The organism is Orbus hercynius, from assembly GCF_003634275.1.
Lineage (GTDB): Bacteria > Pseudomonadota > Gammaproteobacteria > Enterobacterales > Orbaceae > Orbus > Orbus hercynius.
In genome coordinates this window covers 601,369-623,535 of the sequence record NZ_RBWY01000001.1, presented here as the reverse complement: position 1 = coordinate 623,535, position 22,167 = coordinate 601,369, and the positions used below count along the sequence as shown (strand labels likewise).

The 22,167-nt window shown below is 39.3% G+C and carries 20 protein-coding genes; 9 read left to right on the top strand and 11 right to left on the bottom strand.

Features of this window, described 5'->3' with window-relative positions:
* Positions 1-30 precede the first annotated feature (30 nt).
* The 5 genes from DES39_RS03060 to DES39_RS03040 all read left to right on the top strand — a co-directional run bounded on the left by DES39_RS03060 (position 31) and on the right by DES39_RS03040 (position 3,717).
* Entirely contained in the window at positions 31-783 is a 753-nt protein-coding gene (locus DES39_RS03060; protein WP_121144284.1) for a histidine phosphatase family protein, read from the top strand.
* Between the two features lie 159 nt (positions 784-942).
* The gene (gene phoB / locus DES39_RS03055; protein WP_121144283.1) at positions 943-1,635 is read left to right on the top strand and encodes a phosphate regulon transcriptional regulator PhoB; all 693 of its coding nucleotides are present in this window, start codon (positions 943-945) and stop codon (positions 1,633-1,635) included.
* 12 nt (positions 1,636-1,647) lie between these two features.
* A complete protein-coding gene (gene phoR, locus DES39_RS03050; protein ID WP_211324599.1) occupies positions 1,648-2,946 on the top strand; it encodes a phosphate regulon sensor histidine kinase PhoR in 1,299 nt (432 codons plus the stop codon).
* A 31-nt stretch (positions 2,947-2,977) separates the two neighbouring features.
* Positions 2,978-3,220: a hypothetical protein gene (locus DES39_RS03045; RefSeq protein WP_121144281.1), complete on the top strand. Its 243-nt coding sequence runs from the start codon at positions 2,978-2,980 to the stop codon at positions 3,218-3,220.
* A gap of 32 nt (positions 3,221-3,252) precedes the next feature.
* Positions 3,253-3,717 (top strand): GNAT family N-acetyltransferase, encoded by a 465-nt coding sequence (locus DES39_RS03040; RefSeq protein ID WP_121144280.1) that lies wholly within the window; start codon positions 3,253-3,255, stop codon positions 3,715-3,717.
* A gap of 135 nt (positions 3,718-3,852) precedes the next feature.
* Here DES39_RS03040 and DES39_RS03035 read toward each other — a convergent pair whose 3' ends face one another.
* Together DES39_RS03035 and DES39_RS03030 are read right to left on the bottom strand one after the other, a co-directional pair.
* Entirely contained in the window at positions 3,853-5,292 is a 1,440-nt protein-coding gene (locus DES39_RS03035; RefSeq protein WP_121144279.1) for a 6-phospho-beta-glucosidase, read from the bottom strand.
* Positions 5,293-5,304: 12 nt separating this feature from the next.
* Positions 5,305-7,173 (bottom strand): glucose PTS transporter subunit IIA, encoded by a 1,869-nt coding sequence (locus DES39_RS03030; protein ID WP_121144770.1) that lies wholly within the window; start codon positions 7,171-7,173, stop codon positions 5,305-5,307.
* A 294-nt stretch (positions 7,174-7,467) separates the two neighbouring features.
* On the opposite strand from DES39_RS03030, the gene DES39_RS03025 reads away from it, so the two are divergent.
* Positions 7,468-8,172 (top strand): GntR family transcriptional regulator, encoded by a 705-nt coding sequence (locus DES39_RS03025; RefSeq protein ID WP_121144278.1) that lies wholly within the window; start codon positions 7,468-7,470, stop codon positions 8,170-8,172.
* 1 nt (position 8,173) lies between these two features.
* On the opposite strand, the gene DES39_RS03020 is transcribed toward DES39_RS03025, so the two are convergent.
* The 5 genes from DES39_RS03020 to yejK form a co-directional block, all read right to left on the bottom strand.
* Entirely contained in the window at positions 8,174-8,854 is a 681-nt protein-coding gene (locus DES39_RS03020) for a methionine ABC transporter permease (RefSeq protein ID WP_121144277.1), read from the bottom strand.
* A gap of 11 nt (positions 8,855-8,865) precedes the next feature.
* Positions 8,866-9,927, bottom strand: coding sequence for a methionine ABC transporter ATP-binding protein (locus DES39_RS03015; protein ID WP_121144276.1), 1,062 nt, complete (start codon positions 9,925-9,927; stop codon positions 8,866-8,868).
* A gap of 38 nt (positions 9,928-9,965) precedes the next feature.
* Positions 9,966-10,793 carry a MetQ/NlpA family ABC transporter substrate-binding protein gene (locus DES39_RS03010; RefSeq protein ID WP_121144275.1) on the bottom strand — a complete coding sequence of 276 codons (828 nt, stop codon included), beginning with the start codon at positions 10,791-10,793 and terminating at the stop codon, positions 9,966-9,968.
* A 296-nt stretch (positions 10,794-11,089) separates the two neighbouring features.
* Entirely contained in the window at positions 11,090-11,932 is an 843-nt protein-coding gene (gene nfo, locus DES39_RS03005) for a deoxyribonuclease IV (RefSeq protein WP_121144274.1), read from the bottom strand.
* Between the two features lie 154 nt (positions 11,933-12,086).
* Positions 12,087-13,085 carry a nucleoid-associated protein YejK gene (gene yejK, locus DES39_RS03000; RefSeq protein WP_121144273.1) on the bottom strand — a complete coding sequence of 333 codons (999 nt, stop codon included), beginning with the start codon at positions 13,083-13,085 and terminating at the stop codon, positions 12,087-12,089.
* A 203-nt stretch (positions 13,086-13,288) separates the two neighbouring features.
* On the opposite strand from yejK, the gene DES39_RS02995 reads away from it, so the two are divergent.
* Positions 13,289-14,662, top strand: a complete 1,374-nt coding sequence (locus DES39_RS02995) for an MATE family efflux transporter (RefSeq protein ID WP_121144272.1) — start codon at positions 13,289-13,291, stop codon at positions 14,660-14,662.
* On the opposite strand, the gene DES39_RS02990 is transcribed toward DES39_RS02995, so the two are convergent.
* The 4 genes from DES39_RS02990 to DES39_RS02975 all read right to left on the bottom strand — a co-directional run bounded on the left by DES39_RS02990 (position 14,659) and on the right by DES39_RS02975 (position 19,225).
* Positions 14,659-16,554, bottom strand: a complete 1,896-nt coding sequence (locus tag DES39_RS02990; RefSeq protein WP_121144271.1) for a DNA topoisomerase III — start codon at positions 16,552-16,554, stop codon at positions 14,659-14,661. The genes DES39_RS02995 and DES39_RS02990 overlap by 4 nt on opposite strands.
* A 119-nt stretch (positions 16,555-16,673) precedes the next feature.
* Positions 16,674-17,714, bottom strand: a complete 1,041-nt coding sequence (gene zntB / locus DES39_RS02985) for a zinc transporter ZntB (RefSeq protein WP_121144270.1) — start codon at positions 17,712-17,714, stop codon at positions 16,674-16,676.
* Between the two features lie 104 nt (positions 17,715-17,818).
* A complete protein-coding gene (locus tag DES39_RS02980) occupies positions 17,819-18,397 on the bottom strand; it encodes an acyl carrier protein phosphodiesterase (protein WP_121144269.1) in 579 nt (192 codons plus the stop codon).
* A 21-nt stretch (positions 18,398-18,418) separates the two neighbouring features.
* Positions 18,419-19,225 carry a siderophore-interacting protein gene (locus tag DES39_RS02975; RefSeq protein WP_121144268.1) on the bottom strand — a complete coding sequence of 269 codons (807 nt, stop codon included), beginning with the start codon at positions 19,223-19,225 and terminating at the stop codon, positions 18,419-18,421.
* A gap of 235 nt (positions 19,226-19,460) precedes the next feature.
* Here DES39_RS02975 and ychF point away from each other — a divergent pair, with 235 nt between their 5' ends.
* Positions 19,461-20,552, top strand: coding sequence for a redox-regulated ATPase YchF (gene ychF / locus DES39_RS02970; RefSeq protein WP_121144267.1), 1,092 nt, complete (start codon positions 19,461-19,463; stop codon positions 20,550-20,552).
* A gap of 342 nt (positions 20,553-20,894) precedes the next feature.
* Positions 20,895-22,127, top strand: a complete 1,233-nt coding sequence (moeA, locus tag DES39_RS02965; protein ID WP_121144266.1) for a molybdopterin molybdotransferase MoeA — start codon at positions 20,895-20,897, stop codon at positions 22,125-22,127.
* Positions 22,128-22,167 lie beyond the last annotated feature (40 nt).

Sequence of the window (22,167 nt, the reverse complement as noted above, 5' to 3'; positions counted from 1 at the left end):
TATCAATTTATACAATAATAGGAGTACATCATGAAAATATTATCGAAATTTATCAGTGTCATTTTTGTGCTAGCATTTACCTTATCCCATGCCTTTGCCGCTGACGTCTATCTTTACGTAACACGTCATGGTAAAACGATGTTTAATACTGCGCATCGCGTACAAGGCTGGTCAGATACCCCGCTCACCGCGCCGGGTATTGAAGTGGCTAAAAAATTAGGTAAAGGCTTACAAGGTACTGATTTTATTGCCACCTATGCCAGTGACTTAGGCCGGGCAAGACAAACCGCTAGAGTGATTTTAGAGGCAAAAGGTGATCAAGTCGATATCATTGAAATGCCCGAATTACGTGAAACGTGTTTTGGTTTATTTGAGGGTGACTTGGATCCCAATATGTGGGCACCGGCGGCCAAACAATTAGGTTATCCATCAGATAACGAATTAATGCAAGATTTTGCCAACGGTAATATCACTATCGATAAAATGATGGATGCCATTAAAGCGGTTGAACAATCAGGTGAAGCCGAAGGCTATCAACAAGTTAAAACACGGATGCAAAATGCGTTAACTCAAATTGCCAAATCAGCGCAAGAACAAGGTGGTGGTAATGTCCTTGTTGTCTCGCACGGCATGGCGATTTTAGCCATGATTAATGACATGACCGATACACCGATTCATAATCAATTAGGTAATGCGAGTGTCACAAAAATCCGTTATACCGATGAAGGTAAATTTATCGTTGAAACCATTGGTGATACAAGCTACATCAATAACGCCAAATAATATTATAGCTTAATAGACTCACCGATACAGTGAGTCTATGCTTTCTCTTGCCACGTTCAAACGCTATTTTGAAAAATTTTTAGCTCATTTCATAAAACTGTCATATAATTGTTACACAATTGTCGCATCAATAAAGTTTTATCGGGCTATCATCCAGTTATGACCAAAACGATTCTTATTGTTGAAGATGACCAATCCATTCGTGATATGCTAAAAATGTTACTTGAGCATCACGACTATCACGTGCTTGAAGCAAAGGATTATCCTGATGCAATCAAGCTCAGCCAAAGTGCGCCTTTTCATCTGGTATTATTAGATTGGATGTTACCTGGCGGTAATGGCATCCAATTTATTAAGCATCTTAAAAAACACGCGATTACTGAGCGAATCCCAGTGATTATGCTAACGGCGAAGCAACAAGAAAGCGACCAAATTCTAGGCTTTGATAGCGGCGCGGACGATTACATGACCAAGCCATTTTCCAATAAAGCATTACTCGCCCGAATAAAGGCTTTATTGCGGCGATCTTATCCCGTTGGTTGTGATATCCTCGAATTTGGCGATCTTAAACTCGATACCCAATCACATAGTGTGATTGCTGAAGATCATGAAATTGAACTTGGCCCAACGGAGTACAAATTATTACTATTTTTTATGACTAAACCGGAACGCGTATTTACTCGCGATCAATTAATTGATCACGTCTGGGGACATGATGCTTATATTGATGACAGAACCATTGATGTCCATATTGGCCGATTACGCAAACAGCTCGAACTATCAGCACATGATAAGTTTATTCAGACAGTGCGAGGTGCGGGTTACCGATTTTCAGCAAAAATACAAAAATAATCGGGAGTCATTTTGTTAAAACATCATTTTTGGCAACGAACTATGCTTGAAACGTTACTCATGTTGAGTTTAGCGGCAATCTTAGGCATGATTTGCCAGCATATTACCGGTTTTTTACTGCTATCAACAGCGCTGTTACTGCTATGGTATATATATAATTTACACAAATTATCCGCTTGGGTTTGGCAACAAAACACGCTGTATCCGCCAAGTAGTATTGGTAGCTTTGATATAATCTTCTATGGTTTACATAAGCGGCAAAAACGAATACGCGACAAACAAAAAGAGTTGGCCGAGATTATCAAACGCTTTCGTTATGGCGCTGAATCAATTCCAGATGCTTTATTACTGACCAATAAAGAGGGGGGAATTGAGTGGTGCAATAAAATTGCACAATATCAGCTTTATATTCACTGGCCTGGCGATAAAGGGCAAAATATTATTAACTTGATTCGCCACCCTGAATTTGCCGCTTATATGAAAAAAAAGGATTTCTCTGCGCCGTTAACCCTCTTTTTTAATCATAAAAATTACGTTGAATTTCGCATCATCCCTTATATTGATGAACACTGGATTATTATTGTACGCGATGTTGATCAGCTCTACTTGGCCGAAAAACAGCGCCATGATTTTTTCACCAACGCTAGCCATGAGCTTCGCACGCCGCTGACAGTGGTGAAAGGTTACCTAGATATGCTAACAGATGATCTCATCTCGACTGATAAGCAAGCACAAATTTTTACCTCAATGCAAGGCCAGATTGCCAGAATGGAGTCATTAGTTGAGCAGATATTAACCCTTAGCCATATTGAAAACAGCCCTATCAAGCACCAATTACAACCGGTCAATATACCGGAAATGCTGCATAAAATTAAGCATAATGTTAAACAGATTTATACCAATTATCAGTTTACCTTTCATATTGATGACACACTGCAAGTCATGGCACATAAAGATCAGCTCTATAGTGTCGTCAGTAACCTTATTTATAATGCCATCAAACATACGCCAGATAATACGCACATTACCGTTTGCTGGCAAAAAGTAGCGACCGGGGCTTATTTTAGTGTTACCGATACAGGATCTGGCATTGCAATGCACCACCTGCACCGCCTCACTGAGCGGTTTTATCAAGTCGATAACGCCAGAACCTACAGCAAAAACAGTTCAGGTCTTGGCCTTGCGATAGTCAAACACGCCTTACTTAATCACGCCAATACCAAGCTTGAAATCAAAAGTGAATTAGGTAGAGGAAGTTATTTCGCATTTACTTTACCATTACAATACCTCCTTACCGTTAAAGAGACTTGATCTAGATTTGATAAGCCAGAGAGGGGCAACAATGAAAAAAGTCACTATCGAAAAATTTGTTCAAGGCACGCTCGATGAATCATTTACTGTCCCGGTTGCCTTTATTCGGACGTTAAACGCCTTATTGCCGCATTTCGCCCTGCAATCATTAAATGAAAAAGGCTTTAACCTAGAACAGATCATGACGGCACACAAACAAAATACGACTTATCAAGCTGAAACCGAAGTGAACGAAAAAGGCATTGATAAAAAAGTCGTTATTCAATTAAAATAACTTAACCGCCAACTAATAGATCAAAAACAGTTATGCAAATCATTTCGATACGCCAGCAGCCGCAGTGGGCAAAGCGTGCTATTGATTATTTTCAAAAGCAATGGGCTAGTGCTGAGTCGATGATGGTGTATGAAGATGCGATAAATCGCGCTATTGATGCCAATAATCCCCTACCGCAATGGTATATTTTACTCAATGATAATCATATCATCGGCTGCGCAGGGCTAATTCCCAATGATTTTATCAGCCGCTGCGAACTCTATCCTTGGCTATGTGCGCTATACATTGACGAGGCTTATCGAGGTCAAGGGTTGGGGAAAAGATTAGTGAATCATGTAATCCGACAAACTCAGTTATTAGGTTTTAACCAGCTGCATTTATGTACCGACTTGACTGGCTATTACGAAAAATTAGGCTTTTTTGATAATGGCTTAGGCTATCACCCATGGGGTGAAACATCGAACGTTTACTCCATTAATACTCCACTTTTGAGTTAATCAGCTATTTAGCAATCATCAACTATGCCATAAGCTTTTTAGGCAGTAAAACATCGATGATTAAAATACCTGCAATTACATGCAACAAGTAGCCAATAATTTGACTACTTGTTGATACACACATAATTAATAAAATTATGGATAAACCGATTTACCGTCGGTAGCAATCACGTTTTGATACCAATCAAATGAGTCTTTTTTATAGCGTTTCATTGAACCATTGCCTTGATTATCGCGATCAACATAAATCACACCATAGCGTTTTTTCATTTCACCGGTGGTAAATGAGACCACATCGATAATGCCCCAAGCCGTATAGCCAATCACATCAACGCCATCTTCCGCCATTGCCACTAACATCGCCTTGATATGCGCATTGAGGTATGAAATGCGCGACTGATCATGAACTTGATGCTTTGAGTCAATTTCATCAATTGCCCCAAAACCATTTTCAACAATAAACAGTGGTAACTGATAACGTTCGTAAAGGCGATTTAACGCATAACGAAGTCCCTCTGGATCAATAGCCCAACCCCAATCACTTTTTTGGATATAAGGATTATCAACTGAATTCGGTAAAGCACCATTAACAACATTACTGTCATTATCATTATTAACATCCGCTTTCACCACCGTCGACATATAGTAGCTAAAGCCAACATAATCCACCTTGCCTTGTTTCAGGATAGTTAAATCTTCGGCAGTGATATCGAGCTTATAACCACGTCGTGCAAACTCTTTAAGCGCATAAGCAGGATAATAACCTCGAACATGGATATCTGGGAAAAAGAAACGTTGGCGCATGGCAATTTCAGCCGCCATAATGTCGTGCGGATTACATGAATAAGGATAGATAGGTACATGGGAAATCATACACCCAATATGGAAATCAGGATTGATTTTTTTACCGGCAATCACCGCTTTAGCACTTGCTAGCAGTTCATAATGCGCAACTTGATACAGAACCTGCTGTGGATCCTCACCCGGTTCGACTTTAACACCTGAATTGGTCCAAAAGAAGATCGGGTTACTGGTATCCATTTGATTGTTAATCTCATTAAACGTCATCCAATATTTGACCTTATGCTGATAACGTTCAAAACAGGTGATCGCAAATCGTTCAAAAAAATCGACCAATTTACGATTTTTAAAGCCGCCATACTCACGCGCTAAATGCAATGGAATTTCAAAATGCGATAATGTAATAACTGGTTCAATACCATGTTTAATTAACTCGTCAAACATATCATCATAAAAACGTAATCCCGCTTCATTTGGCACTAATTCATCACCATTAGGATAAATACGGCTCCAGGCAATAGAGGTACGAAAACATTTAAGACCAAGTTCAGCCAGTAGCTGAATATCACTTTTATAATGATGATAAAAATCAATCGCAGTATGATTGGGATAAAATTGGTCAGACTCAATATCCTGAGTAATTTGCCGTGGCACACCATGAGCGCCAGCAGTCATCACATCAACAACATTAGGACCTTTGCCACCCTGATCCCATCCCCCTTCAAATTGGTGAGCGGCAACCGCCCCCCCCCATAAAAATTGTTTCTGTTGCATAAAATATCCTTGTTATTGTTTAATAATCAGTATGGTGTCAGCGGTGGTGACCGAAATATTATCAATCGGATCAATATATTGGTACTCAGCTGAATTAGTAATAATAACGGGAGTAATAAGCGCGCAGCCGGCCGCTTTGATCTTATCCATATCAAATGTCATCAGCAAATCGCCTTGTTTAACCTGTTGCTCAAGTTCAACATGGTAAGTAAAGTAAGGCTCGGTCAATCTGACAGTATCAATACCGACATGAATTAATAATTCAATTCCTTCATTTGACACAATGCCAACGGCATGGCGCGACTTATCAAACAAGACTTTAATTTTACCGTCGCACGGTGCATAAACATGATTATCCAGCGGCTCAATCGCAACGCCTTCGCCCATTAACTTTTCAGCAAAAACCGGATCTGGTACCGCCGATAATGGTAATACATTACCAATCATTGGACTTTTTATTTGTACGCTTTCAAACAAAATTTTAGCGTTATCATCAGCAATATCACTGGTTGGTGGTTTTTCTCCGGTACCAAAAATTACCGTTAATACAATTGGCCCAACTAAAGCAATTATCGAACCAATCGCAATACCAATAATTGAACTCGGATATTGATCACTAATACCATTAACGATGGTTAAAGGGCCAGGTAATCCAGCATAGGCAAAATAGAACGGATCAAAAAATCCGGATATCACCCCGCCAATTAATCCGCAAAGACAACCATAGATAAATGGCTTTTTAAATCTTAAGTTCACCCCATAAATTGCCGGTTCCGTTATACCAAATATCCCCGTAACAAACGCTGATAAAGAAATACCGCGCATTTCACGATCTTTCGATTTTAAGTAAAAACCTAGTGCTGCGCCGACCTGACCAATGACCGCAATGGTTTGAAATGCCTGAAAAGAGTCGTGACCATACATATCAAAATTAGCCATCACAACAGGCGTAATTCCCCAATGGACACCAAAAATGACAAAAATTTCCCACACCCCGCCAATAACCCCACCAGCTACTGGCGGCGCAAAAGCGACTAACGCGTTATAGCTATCAGCAATAAAACGCGCGCTCCCAGAGGTAATCGGCCCGATTAATACAATCGTTAGCGGGATCATAATTAACATACACAGTAATGGTAACAATAATGGTTTAACCACTTCATTAATCAAAGGTTCTAGAAAACGCTCTAAATAAGCGAGCAACCAGACTAAAAATAAGGGCGGTAAAACGCTTGAGGTATAAAGGGTTTGCGATAATGGAATGCCAATAAAATCGACACTTTGGCCATTGGCAATCAGTGTAGCTAATTCAGCCCAACCCGGGGAGACCAAAGCTGCGCAGCATGCCACTGCCACATAAAGATTACATTTAAAGTGTTTTGAGGCGGTCATCGCAATAAAAATCGGTAAAAAGACAAACGGTGACCATGACATAAAACTCAGCACTTGATAGGTGCCTGTCGACTTAAAGGCTGGTAAGACTAACGAAACTAAAATCAATGCACCCTGTATTAATCCAGCAGCAGCGAGAATATACACAAAGGGCGCAAAAACAGCTGACATTGTGGCAATAACGCGATTTAACACCGAAGATTTGTGATTAATTGACTCCGTATCGGTCAAGTTAACTAGCTGCATAAACGCATCATAAACTTTATCAACATTTGTGCCGATAACGATTTGCAGCTGACCGCCTTTTTCAACGACAGTGATAACACCAGCTAACGCCATAATATGGTCTTTTGCCATATCAGGCTGGTTTTGTATCACTAACCTTAGCCTAGTTGCACAGCGGCTGACACTGATAATATTTTGTTCACCACCTAACTCATGCAGAATCTGTGCGGCGAGTTTGCCATAATCTCTTACTTTGCTTGTCATAATAAGATAACTCGGTTGGGAAGGTAAATTCATACTACACACAAACAATAAAATTAGTAACTAACAATTTTATTGTTTGTGACTTAAGTCACGAGTTATGGCGATTTTGGCTTTTAAAAATGGGTTAATTAACCTAAACTACTCAGCATGATTTTCATCGCGTGAATAGATAGATTGCATTCGAGATAACAAGTAAAGTCACTAATAATGAATAGAGTCGAGCAATTTTGCTAATAACGCAGCACAAAACAGACTAATCCAACTAGCCCTATAACTTAAAATTTGAGATGTCACATGTTGAAGTACGATGAAGTAGCACAAAAAATAGAACAAAATATCTATACAGCTGCACTAGCTGCTGGTACCCGATTAGCTAACATTGAAGAGCTCATAAAGCAGTATCAAGTCAGTCGAACGACGATCATTAAAGCGTTAGATATCCTTGAACGTCGCGGCATCATCTATCAACAACAAGGCAGCGGTATTTTTGTTAGACAAAAAAAGAAACCGGGCTATATCAGTTTTATTGAAAGTCATGGCTTTACCAATGATCAAAAGCAACAGCCCAGTTTTACTAAAGTCATTGAATTAACCCAAGTCAAACCAAGCCAAACTATCGCAAAAGCGCTACAGTGTGACTTAAATGAAGATCTCTATTTAGTCAAACGTCTGCGTTATATTAATAACCAAATTCACTGTCTTGAGTGCTCTTATTATCGTAAAAAAATAGTTCCTTATTTAAATATTGAGATTACTTCTGGCTCAATTTTTAACTACATTAAGCAAGTATTTAATATCAATATAGGTTTCTCAGATAAGTACTTTGAAGTCACTACGTTGGAGGCCGATAATGCGGCACTATTAGAGCTGCCACAAGGCTCACCCACCTTGTACGTCGAAGAGATATTTTATACCTCAGCAGGCGAACCGTTTGATTACTCCATCAAACATTATCACTACAAAAACAGTAAATATTTTGTCCAGAGCCAATTAAGCTAATTTAATGGCTCACCTTTTTGAGCAAAACATGACATATCCACTGCGTGATAAACACTAGCACCAAAATAATGAGTGTGCTCATCACCGCCACGTCATTTTTAAAGCCATTATAACCAATATTAATCGCTAAGCTGCCTAAGCCGCCGGCGCCAATTGCGCCAGCCATCGCGGTCAAGCCAATTAAGCTAATAATACTTACGGCTGACGCGCGAATAATTGCCGGTAATCCTTCTTTTAAATAAACATGAATAATGATCTCAACTGGCGATGACCCCATTGATTTTGCCGCTTCAACAATCCCCTCATCCACTTCCAATAACGCATTTTGAATCTGGCGGGCAAAGAAAGGGGCAAAACCGACGGTTAAAGGCACTAATGCCGCATTCAGTCCCACCGTTGTGCCGACAATAAAGCGCGTAATGGGATAGATTAATGCCAGTAAAATCACAAATGGAATAGATCGTAGCAAGTTAATGAGCTTATCTAATACGCCATGGCAGATTTTGTTTTCGCTAACACCATTCGCTTGGGTGGCAACTAGCATAATCGCTAATAGCACGCCAAATATGCCGCCAATTAAACCCGAGAAAAAGGTCATATAAAGGGTTTCAAGTGTACTTTGTACAAACTTATCGGGCATCATGACAACATTCGGAAAATAATCGACAAACCAAGAATACATGTTATTCCCTCTTAGATTGAATAATAATTGTCGTTTTGCAAAGCATTTAGTCGGCTCACGGCAATGTTGTGCTGATTTAAAAAAGACTCAGCGTCAACCATCGCCGGATCGCTGCCATGAAGTATCACAATTAAATGGCCCACGGGTTGATGTTGAATAATCTCTAAATGGCTATACAAAATCGTCGTTTCAACGTGGTATTTGGCATATAACTGGCTAATAAAAGGCTGAAAATGATTATTACCGGCAAAACGTAATTCAAATAAATTTTGATGCTTTAGCTGTGCAGCTAACTGCGGATGATTAAAAATCGCATCATAAGCTTGTTCAATATTCGATGCTGTGCGAATAAAATCTTGCGTTAATCGCTGAGCTGGATGACTAAAAATACTCACAATATCATTTTGCTCAACGACCTTACCATGTTCCATCACCGCCACTCGGTGACAAATTTCTTTGACAACCTGCATTTCATGGGTGATAAGCACAATAGTCAAATTCAAACGCTGATTTAATTCTTTCAATAATTTTAAAATCGACTGAGTTGTTTTTGGATCTAAAGCACTCGTTGCTTCATCGCATAAGAGCACATGGGGATCATTTGCTAAAGCACGCGCTATCGCAACTCGCTGTTTTTGCCCGCCCGATAACTGCGCAGGATAAAAATCACGTTTATCCGCTAAGCCGACCAATTCAAGCAGTTGCGCTATTTTTTGTGCTTTTTCATGGCTAGACAATGATGAATCACGTAACGGATATAACACATTGCCATACACCGTACGTGAATTCATCAAATTAAAATGCTGAAATATCATGCCAATCTTTTTACGTGCCTGACGAAGCTGACTTGGGCTCAAGTTTAACAAGTTTTGCCCATCAACCATCACATTGCCAAAATTGGGCTTTTGTAACAAATTAATCACCCTGACCAAAGTGGATTTACCGGCCCCGCTGTACCCAACAATGCCAAATATTTCACCTTTGTTAACCGATAAAGACACCTCATTGACTGCATGCAATGTTTGATTATGGTTATCATTAAAAATAACGTCAATATTGTCTAATTTAATCATAGTTCGCAACTTAACTGATGTATCAATATACCGATGATTTATTTTAATTGTTCAGGAATAAACCAGTAATGATTTTGATTGTGCTGATCCAAATAGGCTTTAAATGCATCAGAATGATAAGCCGCCACGACCGCTTGTGCCCATGGTTTATCTTTATTACTCGCTTTCACGGTGGCAACTAAAATCAAATGATCAAGCAAATCCTCTTGCAGTAGCACTTTACTAATATCAACATTGGCGGCATAAGCAACGCTACCGGGAATAATGGCATAATCCAAGTCAGCTAACGAACGGGGAATCGTTGCCGAATCAAGCTCAATAATATTAATACCATATTTATTTTCGCTAATATCACTCGCTGACGCTTTAGTTAATACGGTGCCTGGTTTTAATGTGATCCAACCGGCTTTTTGTAACAAGGCATACGCCCTTGCAGCATTAGACGGATCTTGTGGGATAGCCACTTTATCGCCTTTGGCAATTTGAGCTAATGAGGTTTTGTTAGCGGCATATAAACCCGCTGGCACCGTTGGAATTTGAGTAATCGCGACTAAGTCAGCGCCGGCACTTTGGTTAAAATCTTGATAATAGGCACTGTGCTGATCGACATTCAAATCGATATCACCATCGTTGAGTGCAATATCCGCCAAACGTAAATTGGAAAAATCGAACACTTCAACTTTGTAGCCATCTTGCACTAAAATCGGTTTGATGGCAGTTAAAAAAAGCTCGCTATATGGCCCGGGTGATGTGCCAACGTTAATAACTTGTTGGCGCTGAGCATTGCCTGAATTATCATTTTTATCGCACGCAACTAATCCTGTAATAAAAAACAGTGGTAACACTAACTTTAATAGCGATTTCATCTGAGCCCCTAATTCATATTTAAGTGATGGTTATTGCCGATAATCTAACAACAAATCGAGGCGACGCTAAATATGAATTAGGTATAATGATATAGCATTTTGTTATATACACGCTAATGATTAGCGATTAAGCATTAATTAAACACTGAGGCAATATTGCCTTATTAGCCTAATACTCAGCAAGTGTATGCCCTGTTCAACATTTGCCATCAATAAAATAACCTAATGTCTCATATGAGTAAAAAACACTGAAGAGCTGCGCTAACAATCAAGCTCACCTAGCTTTACCGTACATTTTATTTTGCTAATGATTTTAACCAGGCGATTTCATCAATCCAAATATCAGGATCGATGGTTTCTAATATCAGCGGAATTCCATCAATACGGGGATCTTGCATAATATATTCAAATGCGATTTTGCCGATGTTACCTTTACCTAAACTATGATGACGGTCGACATGGCTCGCAAGTTCGCTTTTAGCATCATTAAGGTGCATGCCACGTAAATATTGAAAACCAACTATTTTTTCAAATTCGGCGAATGTTTCAGCACAGGCTTTTTGCGTGCGTAAATCATAACCCGCCGCAAAAGCATGACACGTATCAATGCACACGCCGACGCGGCTTTTGTCTTCGACTTGATCAATAATTTGCGCCAAATGTTCAAATTTATAGCCTAAGTTTGAACCTTGCCCAGCAGTATTTTCAATCACTGCCACCACGCTGGTTGTTTTATCTAGCGTGATATTAATAGACTCGGCAATGCGCGCTAAACATTCATCAATCGATATTTGGCGTAAATCACTCCCCGGATGAAAATTTAGCAACGTTAACCCAAGCTGCTCACAGCGCTGCATTTCATCTAAAAATGCTACCCGTGATTTTTCTAATGCCTCAGCTTCAGGATGACCTAAATTAATCAAATAACTATCATGGGGTAAAATTTGCTTGCTACTGTAGCCATACTTTTCACAGTTATGCTTAAATTTGTCGATAGTTGCGCTCTCGAGCGGCTTAGCTTGCCATTGACGTTGATTCTTGGTAAATAAAGCAAAGGCAGTTGCATTAATTTGATGCGCATTGAGCGGCGCATTGTCAACGCCACCCGATGCACTTACATGAGCGCCAACATATTTCATGCGCTTTCTCCATTGTTATATTATTGATCTTGTTAGGGTCATATCATAGCCAAATTATCGTTGCGACAAAGCAATTGTAATAATTCACTTATCCTATGTTGTGGTTGGCGATGTTGACAAAACCATCGCCATGATTGGCTTGGTGTATAAAAAATTAGTTATTATTACGCTGCAATTGATCGCGTAAATTCGGCGGGATCCCTTTAATCACTAATGTGTCACTTTGCGCATCCCACTTAATGCGTTCACCTAATAGATCGGAATCAAAATTAATCGTCAATCCACCGCCACTACCAGAGAATTTTTTCAGTTGACGTAAAGTTGAGCGATCAACCGGAAACTCTTCATCCAGTTCATAATCTTGACTGGCAACAAATGCACTAAAGTTATTATCATCAGAGGTCGGTAGTTCTTTAGCTAAATTGGATAATTTAATCTCTTCGCCGGCTTCTAATTGCCCTTTACAATAACCATAAACTTGTTCGCGTACTGCCCGTTTTTCTTGTTTATCAAGCTGTATCTCTTGGCAATAATCATCCACCGCTTGTACCAAGTTTTTGTTTTGATTTTTGGCATTCAGCCCTTCACTCGCACCAAGATAATCCATAAAAAAGTCCGATACTTTACGACCAACACGGCCTTTTAAAAAGGTTAAATAGCGTTTTGAATCAGGTTCGGTTTGCCACTCGGTAATATCGATACGCGCAATAATATCGGCATGGTCAATATCCAAATATTGCGTTTGACTAATCTCGAGCTGATCATCGACCAACATGCTGTGACAACTGTTTAAAACAGCAATAAGTAAATATTCCACCGCTAAATAACGATATAAACAAAACACCACTGTTCCGCCTTCAGCAAAGGGATATTTGGCTAGCTCATTACGCAATTGTTTGACCGATTGTTGGGTAAAGTTTAAAAAGTCCTGATTACCCTGTTTCAACTCTTTGACCGAACTTTCAAATAAGCTATTTTCATTAAATAACCCATAAGCTTTTGATTTATTATTATAAATACGATTAATATCAGCAATAAGATCGGTTACCACTTGATGATTATCAAGTAATGAATCACGCAACACCACATCAATGTCTGTTTCACTTTTCCGGATCAATTGATGAAGTACGATTTGCTCTATCTGTAGGCTCATTACACATTACCTTTTTTGCATTGAATTGTGCTATTTTAACAGAATTAACGACAAAATACCTATCAACAATTTGATTGTCTGTTACAATAAATGCACTTTAGATAGGGTATTTTCTGCATTTTTTTATCATACCTTAAGTAATACTCTTACCTTGTTTCTACGGTATAACACTAACAAACTGAAAATAATAATTAGACATTTTTATGAAAAACTATAATGACTTTACTGAACAAAAAATCAGTAAACTGTTCTGGCGGTATGCCTTACCCGCAATAATTGGCACCACGGTTAATACTCTTTATAATATTATTGATGGCATATTTATTGGTCACTGGATCGGTCGTGAGGCATTGAGTGCGGCAGGATTAATTCTACCAGTCATGACGATTGCCGCCGCAATTGGCTTATTAGTTGGCGTTGGCTCAGCCAGTCGAATCTCGATTTTTTTAGGTCAAAAAGCCCAAGATAAAGCGGAGCGAATCGTGGGATCTTCGTTCGTGTTAACGTTAATATTAAGCGGCATTACGCTCACGCTGTTGCTGATTTTTATTGATCCATTACTGTATGTCGTTGGTGCGAGTGAAATTACCCACAACTACGCTAAACAATTCTTACAAATATTCCTACCGGGTAGCTTGTTTTTAACTTTATCATTCAACTACGCCAACATGATGAGAGCGTGTGGTTATCCACTAAAAGCAATGCTAATTATTTTATCAAGCGTGGTTGCCAATATTATTTTGGCGCCGATTTTTATCAAAGTATTGGGTTGGGGAATGGAGGGGGCCGCCCTCGCAACAACGCTGGCGATGATGCTAAGCTTTATATTAGTGATGATTCATTTTACCGGTAAAAACAGCTTAGTGCGCTTACGGTTAAAAAATCTACGATTAGATAAAGAATCAATCATCAGTATCTTATCGATTGGTGTTTCACCCTTTGCCATGCAAGTTGCCACCTCTGTAGTTGTGGTATTTATCAATTGGCAGCTAAATTCTTATGCGCCACTAAGCCATATCAGTGGTGATGATGCTATCGCGGCTTATTCGAATGCCAACCGTTTAATTACCTTGTTTATTATGATCGTCATTGGTATCAATCAAGGTATGCAGCCGATCGTAGGATATAACTATGGCGCACAAAATTTTGACCGCGTCAAAGAAACCTTTTTTTATGCTATTAAAATTGCCACCGTGATTACCGGCGTTGGATTTCTATTAGGCATGTTTATCCCTCATATTTTAGTCAGTGCCTTTACACCAGATAAAGATATGATCGATTTATCATCGACTGCGCTACGCTATACCACACTTTTATTTGTCTTAATTGGCTTTCAAATGGTTACCACTAGTTTCTTTCAATGCATCGGCATGGCTAAAATTTCGATTATTTTGAGCTTATCAAGGCAGGTATTGATATTACTGCCTACGCTCTATATTCTACCGCTATTTTTAGGATTGAATGGCGTGTGGCTGGCAACGCCAGTATCGGATTTACTGGCGAGTTTATTAGCGTATTTAACGCTTTATTGGTATTTTAAATCAGTCAAAAAACGCCATGGCCTAACGAACAACTAGCGGTTGTTCGTTTCATGACTAAAGCGAGCAGCGCCGAGTTTATCAATTAGCTGATAGATGGATTGTGTGAGCTCAACCATGAATTGATGGTAGGTAAACGACTTTTGACTGATCGCTTCTAGCTGCGATTCCCAGTGTGCGGTCATATCAGGCACGCTCATCACCGTCGGTAGCATATTAATCAGTTGCCGGCCAACGGCCGTAGAACGAATGCTTTTACCCTGACGGATTAAAAACTCACGCTTAAACAATAACTCAATAATACCCGCTCGCGTTGCTTCCGTCCCCAAGCCATCTGTTTCACGTAGAATTTTTTTGATTTCAGCGTCGCTAACAAACCTTGCAATCCCAGTCATTGCCGATAATAAAGTAGCATCAGTAAAAGGCTTTGGTGGTGAAGTTTCTTTACTAACAAGTTCAGCATCAATGCACAACGCTTGTTCGCCCTTTTTCACCAGTTTAGTTAATAATGGTTCAGACTCATCTTGGCTAACACTGCTTGCGCTTTTAAACAGTTGTTTCCAACCTTCCTCTAACATTTGGTGGGCTTTAGCAATAAATTTACCGCCAGCAATCGCCACATCAATTTGCAATTCAGCATAACGGTAATTAGGATAAAATTGCGCTAAATATTGTGTGGCAATCATCGTATAAACGGCAAACTCATGTTGTGTAAGCCGTTTGGTATCCGCTTTACGTAAAGTCGGTATGATGGCGTGATGAGCCTCGACTTTTTTATCGTTCCAGGTCTTGGTGCGTAGCATTAAATCAGCTTTAGCAATCGCATCATTTAACTCAGCACAATTATGGCGAATCGCCGCAATGACGCCATCAATTTGATTCAGGTGCTCTTCAGGCAAAAAACGGCAGTCTGAACGCGGATAAGTAATTAGCTTGTGTTTTTCGTACAGCGCCTGACACACATCGAGTACTTCTTGCGCGCTTAAACCAAACTTTTTCGCCATTTCAATTTGTAAGGCAGATAAATTAAATGGCATTGGCGGCGCTAACTCTTTTTTCTTATTACTGACATTTTCAATTAATGCGGTTTGATGACGAATACGTTTACAAACATTTTCAGCCAGCGCCTTAAGCAGTAAGCGGCCTTCCTCATCTTGATAAGGTGCGCATGCCTCGCTCGGTTGCCATTTCGCTTTAAATATTTCACCATGCTGGGTTTGTATCACCGCAAACACGTCATAAAATGGCTTACTGACAAAATGCTCAATTTCAGCATCTCGTCTTACCACTAAGCCTAAAACAGGAGTTTGCACTCGGCCAATTGATAATACCCCTTTATACCCACGATTTTGCCCTTTAATGGTACATAAGCGGCTCATGTTGATGCCATATAGCCAATCGGCTCTAGCCCTTGCCAATGCCGAAGTCGACAACGGCACAAAATCATGATTATTACGCAGGCTTCTGAGTGACTTTTCTACCGCACTGGCATTAAGATCACTAATTAAACAGCGTTTCACCGCACGCAGTTTTTCACTTGGAATTTGGCAATAATTGAGCACTTCATCAATCAACAACTGTCCTTCGCGATCCGGGTCGCCGACATGCACGATATCGGTGGCTTGACGAATTAAACCGACTAAAATATTGAACTGTTTTTGTGTACTATTTTTGGGCAATAATATCCAAGAGTTAGGGATAATTGGCAAATCACTAATTTGCCATTTTTTATAGCGCTCATCATAACTATCTGGCGGAGCTTGCTCCAATAAATGACCAACACACCAACTGACAATGTCACCATTGCCAGCACGAATAAAGCCATCAGATTTTTGATGTGGCTTAGGTAATACATCGACTACCGCTCTGGCTAAGCTAGGTTTTTCAGCAATAAATAATCGATAGTGATTAGATGATGGCAAATGCGGCATAAATACAAACGATTCCTAATCACAATGGTTACGGCAATGATACCAAACAAAATATACTATTTTAAAATTTCTCGTCCAATGATCCATACATGATAACGCATTTATGTGCATCGCATTGACTACATCCATTTTTTTGATTTTAACCAAATAATCGATCCTAGGCAAACCACTGCAATTAAACCAATAAAGGCGCCAAATCCCCAGTACTCCTCGCTAAACGGAATCCCCGCTAGGTTAACACCTAATAAACTGGTTAAAAAAGTGATAGGCATAAAAATTAATGTCACTAAGGTCATTAGATAAATTCGCTTATTGGTCGATTCAGCTAACAAACCATTAATTTGTTCCATTAGCGAACCAAGCCGCAATAGACAACTATCAATATCACTAATATAGTGGTTTTGTTGATTTGAAATATCGTGTAAATGCTGCCGATCGTTATCATCAATCCATGATATTCTCTCGGTTGAAATACGAACAAAAATATCACGTTGTGGTGAAAGTAAACGCCGTAATAAAATTAACTGCTTACGTACTCGGCCAATCTCTTTATACGAGAATGTACGCTGATTTACCGCCTCATCTTCTAATTTAACAATTTTATTGTGCACATTATCAAAGGACAAGTTCAATTGATCACTAATGATTTCTGAAATTTGAATTAACCAATCTGCAACATCAACCGGTCCAATCCCTTTATCCAATCGATCTTTTAACAACCCTACCGCATCAATCCGTTGATGGCGAGCTGAAATAATTAAGTTATCGGTAATGTAAAAACGAAAATTAACAATCGGATCGGGTAACGAATTAGGCGTAATATTCACCCCTTTTAAGATAACCAAAATACCTCGATCAAAACGAACCTCTTTTGCGATTTGATTGGGCTTGATTAACTCTTCTTTGACTAATTCCGGCAAAATATCAGTTGAATTAATCCAATCAATTGTTTCTTGGCTGGCAAAATCAAGATGTAACCAACCCGGCTGTTTAGTGGTTGATTCTCCGTTAGGATCAAGACTAATAATTTTGCCATTGCCATCTAATTGACCACAATACAGGGGATTAGAGGCAATAAGCAACGCATTTTTTATCGGTAATACGTTAGTGGATTTAACAACATTCTGAGTTGATTCAACTGTTAATGACGTCTCATTCATTTGTTAGCCAATCCTTTTTCACTGACATTAAGCCATAATATGAATTAGATCATAATATATTTTATTATTTTGTAAATATTTAATAAATTTACCTTTTAGATAAATTAAAGACAGTGATTTATTGCCTTTTCCATCAACTGAGGATAAAAATCACCAAATACTTGCTCTAATTGGCGGTAGTTTTGCTTAAAATCAACAAAGGTATCACCTAGCGCCACTAACTTTGGACGACGATTAGCCATACCATTTAATACCCGAGCAATAAAATCAACCTCACCATAACGAATCAGCCACTTTTCTTGCCAAAGGTGATGCATAAAATGCGCAAATTCATCTGGGAGAGTTGATATATCCTCATCAATGATTACTTTCATCGAGGCATTAAACTGTGCAAGCTGGCAATCGGCATAACACTGCCAATGCTTAGATAAAAAATGATCCCAAACAATATCAAGCGTAATGGGAGCAACGCGTTTAACTTCTGGCCGAAAAAAATTTTTTGCCGCTTTAATCGCTGGCAATTCATCGACCAACTTATCTAACCGCCGATGCATCATCACGCCATCAGCTATCGTGTGATCATAGCGTAAATACGGATCGCCTTTAATAAAATCGGCTACCGCATTACCACTGATAGAGCTACTGGCCAGCGAGGCCAAATGAAGATGCGCTAAAATATTCATACTAGTTTGGCATTAATACTCTTAATCATGGTGTTTAAACTGCCCTTCAGCATAGCCTTCACGCCAATAGCTAATTAATCTTACGCAGTCCCCAGAAAGCGCTGTAAACTGCGCTTTGATATAATGGCGTAGAGACTGGGCAAGTGATGATTCCATCCCGCCCCAAAAAACCAACTGACTATCTGCGGTGTCTAACTTGAGTTGCGTCAGCGTTGAGATTAATTGACTTGGCTGATCCTTCGGTGTCACTAACCAACTTAAAGTTGCAGACTCAGGTAAATTTAAAGTAACTTTATCTTGCTCATCTCGCACTTCAATAATCGCGGTAACATGTTGCTTAGCAGGTAAATGCTCTAAGGTATAACAAATAGCTGGCATTGCCGCAATATCACCTAATAAAACAAATTTTACCGTTTCATCAAACCGATTTTTTGATCCCATTGCCACTAATCCAATGCAATCACCGATTTTGGCTTGCTGTGCCCAGCTCGTTGCAACGCCGTGTTGATGCACCACAAAATCGACGCTCAAACTATTGTCGTTTTCGTTGTAATCACGAATACTGTATGTTCTAACGCGTTCCCTCACGCCATCTTGCCAAATGATTTTATTCTCTTCATTAGTTTGAGGAAAAATAATATCCTGACTATTTTCAGCGGGAAATAATAATTTCAAATGTGGTCCAATCCAATTAGGATCAACGGCTAGCTTTTTATCGCAGCACAATACAATACGAATCAGGTTGCTTGATAACGACACAATGTTTGTTACAGTCAGTAACCCGTTAATAACATTACGTTTGTGCCCTGAGGTTTGTTCTTTATTCATCGACTTAACTCCGTTCTTTTTCCAATAACTATCATACACGCTGTTAAGATAGAATAAAACTGACGAATCAAAACATGAAATAAATATCTTTATGAATTTATAGCCCAGTCATCATATTGCCGTAATATACCCAGATCAGCTAAAAAAGCGCCGTACTTCAATATTTATCTGTATCGCTAAAACTGAAATTAGTATATAATCGCGACCATTTTTGATGTCTAAATAAGGTATTATCATGGGATTTAAATGTGGCATTGTCGGTTTACCAAATGTGGGAAAATCAACACTATTTAACGCACTGACGAAAGCAGGAATTGAAGCGGCAAACTTTCCGTTTTGTACAATTGAACCAAATACAGGTGTTGTGCCTATGCCCGATGCGCGTTTAGATCAGTTAGCTGAAATTGTTAAACCGCAACGAATCCTACCGACAACGATGGAGTTTGTCGATATTGCCGGTTTAGTAAAAGGCGCGTCTAAAGGTGAAGGATTGGGTAATCAGTTTTTATCTAATATCCGTGAAACAGAGGCAATTGGCCACGTTGTACGCTGCTTTGAAAATGATAACATTATCCATGTAGCGGGTAAAATTGATCCTGCCCAAGATATTGAAATTATTAATACTGAATTAGCGCTTGCTGACTTAGATACTTGTGAACGTGCGATTTTACGCGTGCAAAAAAGAGCAAAAGGCGGCGATAAAGATGCCAAATATGAGCAAGAGATACTGGAAAAATGTTTACCGCATTTGGAGCAAGGTAATAAACTTATCACGCTTAAATTGGCTAAAGAAGAAGTCGAAGCAATCAAATATCTCAGCTTTTTAACGCTAAAGCCAACAATGTATATCGCCAATGTCAATGAAGACGGTTTTGAAAATAATCCGTTTCTTGATCGTGTGCATGAAATTGCCACACAAGAGCATGCTGTCGTCGTACCGGTGTGCGCAGCAATTGAAGCTGAAATCGCCGAGCTTGACGATGAAGAACGCGATGAGTTTATGCAAGATCTTGGTCTAGAAGAACCGGGACTTAACCGCGTGATTCGTGCTGGCTATCGTTTACTTAATCTACAAACTTATTTTACGGCTGGGGTCAAAGAAGTCAGAGCTTGGACAATCCCTGTTGGTTCAACCGCGCCACAAGCCGCCGGCAAAATTCACACAGACTTTGAAAAAGGATTTATCCGCGCCCAAACGATTGCCTTTGATGATTTTATCAAATACAAAGGTGAACAAGGCGCAAAAGAAGCAGGTAAAATGCGCTCAGAAGGTAAAGATTATATTGTGCAAGACGGCGATATCATGAACTTCTTATTCAACGTTTAATTGACTAGAGTATCAAAGTCCGCTTAATGTGGACTTTCTTATTATGGTATGCCGCGTTGGTAAAAAAAAACTTAAATAATTGCAAAATTATTTAAGCTTCATTTTAGGTTGGTTTTTTAACGTTTCTTTATTAAAGCCAAGCTTTAACTGAAATTCTAGTTCTGTGTCTACTATAATACTTATTTATTAACTAATCATATCTTTTCACTAGTTTTGTGATCTATTTCAACTTTTTAGTAGGTTTAATTCAACTATAGTATAATTTATATGACATTAATCATTTTATTACGGCATCAGTATTAGACTATAATCCACAATTAGTGAATAAAGCAGGAGATCGTAATGGATAAAGCCCCTCTTTTACTGTTTAGTGAAGCAAGAGATCTGATTTTACAAGCAGCAAAATCAATTAACTATCACAAAACGGAATCAATACCTTTATTTGAAGCAGTGAATCGTATCGTTGCCCATCCGGTTATTTCACCGATGAATGTGCCCTCTTTTAATAATTCAGCTATGGATGGTTACGTCATTAGGCAAACCGATTTGGCAAGTAGCCAAGCATTACCTATTGCTGGGAGCCTTTTTGCAGGCCAAAAACAATCGGTTAGTTGGCCTAAAAACAGCTGTTTAAGAATTATGACCGGTGCTAAGGTTCCGGATGATGCATACGCCGTCATTATGCAAGAAGACGTGCAAAAACAGGGTGAATCTATCAGCTTCGATGCCGATAAGATTAAGCAAGGACAGAATATTCGTTATATTGGCGAAAGTATCAAAATCGGTAGTGAAATCTTTACGACAGGTGAAAAACTCTCTATTGCCAAATTATCGACCCTAGCAACGTTGGGGTTAAAAGAGATCACCGTATTTAAGCCACTCAAAGTTGCGATCTTTTCTACTGGTGATGAATTAACGCCTATTGGCGAACCACTTGTCTCAGCAAATCAAATTTACGACAGTAACCGCTTTACGCTTCATCTAATGTTAAAAGCATTAGGTTGTGATGTCATTAATTTAGGCATCCTTCAAGATGACTTGGCCTTAATTACTGACACCTTAAAACAAGCGGCTAATCAGGCTGATATTGTCATCACTAGTGGCGGCGTGTCAGTTGGTGATGCAGATTATACCAAAATGGCACTTGAGCAAATTGGCAAAATTGATTTTTGGAAAATTGCTATCAAACCAGGTAAACCTTTTGCCTTCGGCCAAATAGATAATGCCTTTTTTTGCGGATTACCCGGTAACCCCGTGTCAGCGCTTGTAACTTTTTATCAATTAGTTCGACCACTGATTCTAACTCAGTATCAGGTCAAACACGATCAGCATACCTTGTTGTTAAAAACGACATCCCAGCTCAAAAAATCACTTGGTCGGGTCGATTTTCAGCGCGGTCGTATCTACAGCAATGCGCAAGGTGAGCGGGTTGTTGAATCAACTGGAGAACAAGGATCACATATTACCTCATCATTTAATCAAGCTAACTGCTTTATTATTTTGGAAAAAGATCGTGGTCATGTCCGTCAAGGCGAACTGGTCACTGTCGAACCTTTTGATTCGACATTATTATAAACAACGTTTAAAACTAACCTACTGTTTAAATTTAATAAAT

What these genes read in the sequence shown, in the direction of transcription:
- DES39_RS03010 (WP_121144275.1), bottom strand. Translation starts at nt 10,793, where the DNA reads ATGAAATCGCTATTAAAGTTAGTGTTACCACTGTTTTTTATTACAGGA.
- DES39_RS03035 (WP_121144279.1), bottom strand. Translation starts at nt 5,292, where the DNA reads ATGCAACAGAAACAATTTTTATGGGGGGGGGCGGTTGCCGCTCACCAA.
- DES39_RS02980 (WP_121144269.1), bottom strand. Translation starts at nt 18,397, where the DNA reads ATGAATATTTTAGCGCATCTTCATTTGGCCTCGCTGGCCAGTAGCTCT.
- DES39_RS02995 (WP_121144272.1), top strand. Translation starts at nt 13,289, where the DNA reads ATGAAAAACTATAATGACTTTACTGAACAAAAAATCAGTAAACTGTTC.
- DES39_RS02975 (WP_121144268.1), bottom strand. Translation starts at nt 19,225, where the DNA reads ATGAATAAAGAACAAACCTCAGGGCACAAACGTAATGTTATTAACGGG.
- ychF (WP_121144267.1), top strand. Translation starts at nt 19,461, where the DNA reads ATGGGATTTAAATGTGGCATTGTCGGTTTACCAAATGTGGGAAAATCA.
- DES39_RS03060 (WP_121144284.1), top strand. Translation starts at nt 31, where the DNA reads ATGAAAATATTATCGAAATTTATCAGTGTCATTTTTGTGCTAGCATTT.
- DES39_RS03040 (WP_121144280.1), top strand. Translation starts at nt 3,253, where the DNA reads ATGCAAATCATTTCGATACGCCAGCAGCCGCAGTGGGCAAAGCGTGCT.
- zntB (WP_121144270.1), bottom strand. Translation starts at nt 17,714, where the DNA reads ATGAATGAGACGTCATTAACAGTTGAATCAACTCAGAATGTTGTTAAA.
- phoB (WP_121144283.1), top strand. Translation starts at nt 943, where the DNA reads ATGACCAAAACGATTCTTATTGTTGAAGATGACCAATCCATTCGTGAT.
- moeA (WP_121144266.1), top strand. Translation starts at nt 20,895, where the DNA reads ATGGATAAAGCCCCTCTTTTACTGTTTAGTGAAGCAAGAGATCTGATT.
- yejK (WP_121144273.1), bottom strand. Translation starts at nt 13,085, where the DNA reads ATGAGCCTACAGATAGAGCAAATCGTACTTCATCAATTGATCCGGAAA.
- nfo (WP_121144274.1), bottom strand. Translation starts at nt 11,932, where the DNA reads ATGAAATATGTTGGCGCTCATGTAAGTGCATCGGGTGGCGTTGACAAT.
- DES39_RS02990 (WP_121144271.1), bottom strand. Translation starts at nt 16,554, where the DNA reads ATGCCGCATTTGCCATCATCTAATCACTATCGATTATTTATTGCTGAA.
- DES39_RS03015 (WP_121144276.1), bottom strand. Translation starts at nt 9,927, where the DNA reads ATGATTAAATTAGACAATATTGACGTTATTTTTAATGATAACCATAAT.
- DES39_RS03030 (WP_121144770.1), bottom strand. Translation starts at nt 7,173, where the DNA reads ATGACAAGCAAAGTAAGAGATTATGGCAAACTCGCCGCACAGATTCTG.
- DES39_RS03045 (WP_121144281.1), top strand. Translation starts at nt 2,978, where the DNA reads ATGAAAAAAGTCACTATCGAAAAATTTGTTCAAGGCACGCTCGATGAA.
- DES39_RS03020 (WP_121144277.1), bottom strand. Translation starts at nt 8,854, where the DNA reads ATGTATTCTTGGTTTGTCGATTATTTTCCGAATGTTGTCATGATGCCC.
- DES39_RS03025 (WP_121144278.1), top strand. Translation starts at nt 7,468, where the DNA reads ATGTTGAAGTACGATGAAGTAGCACAAAAAATAGAACAAAATATCTAT.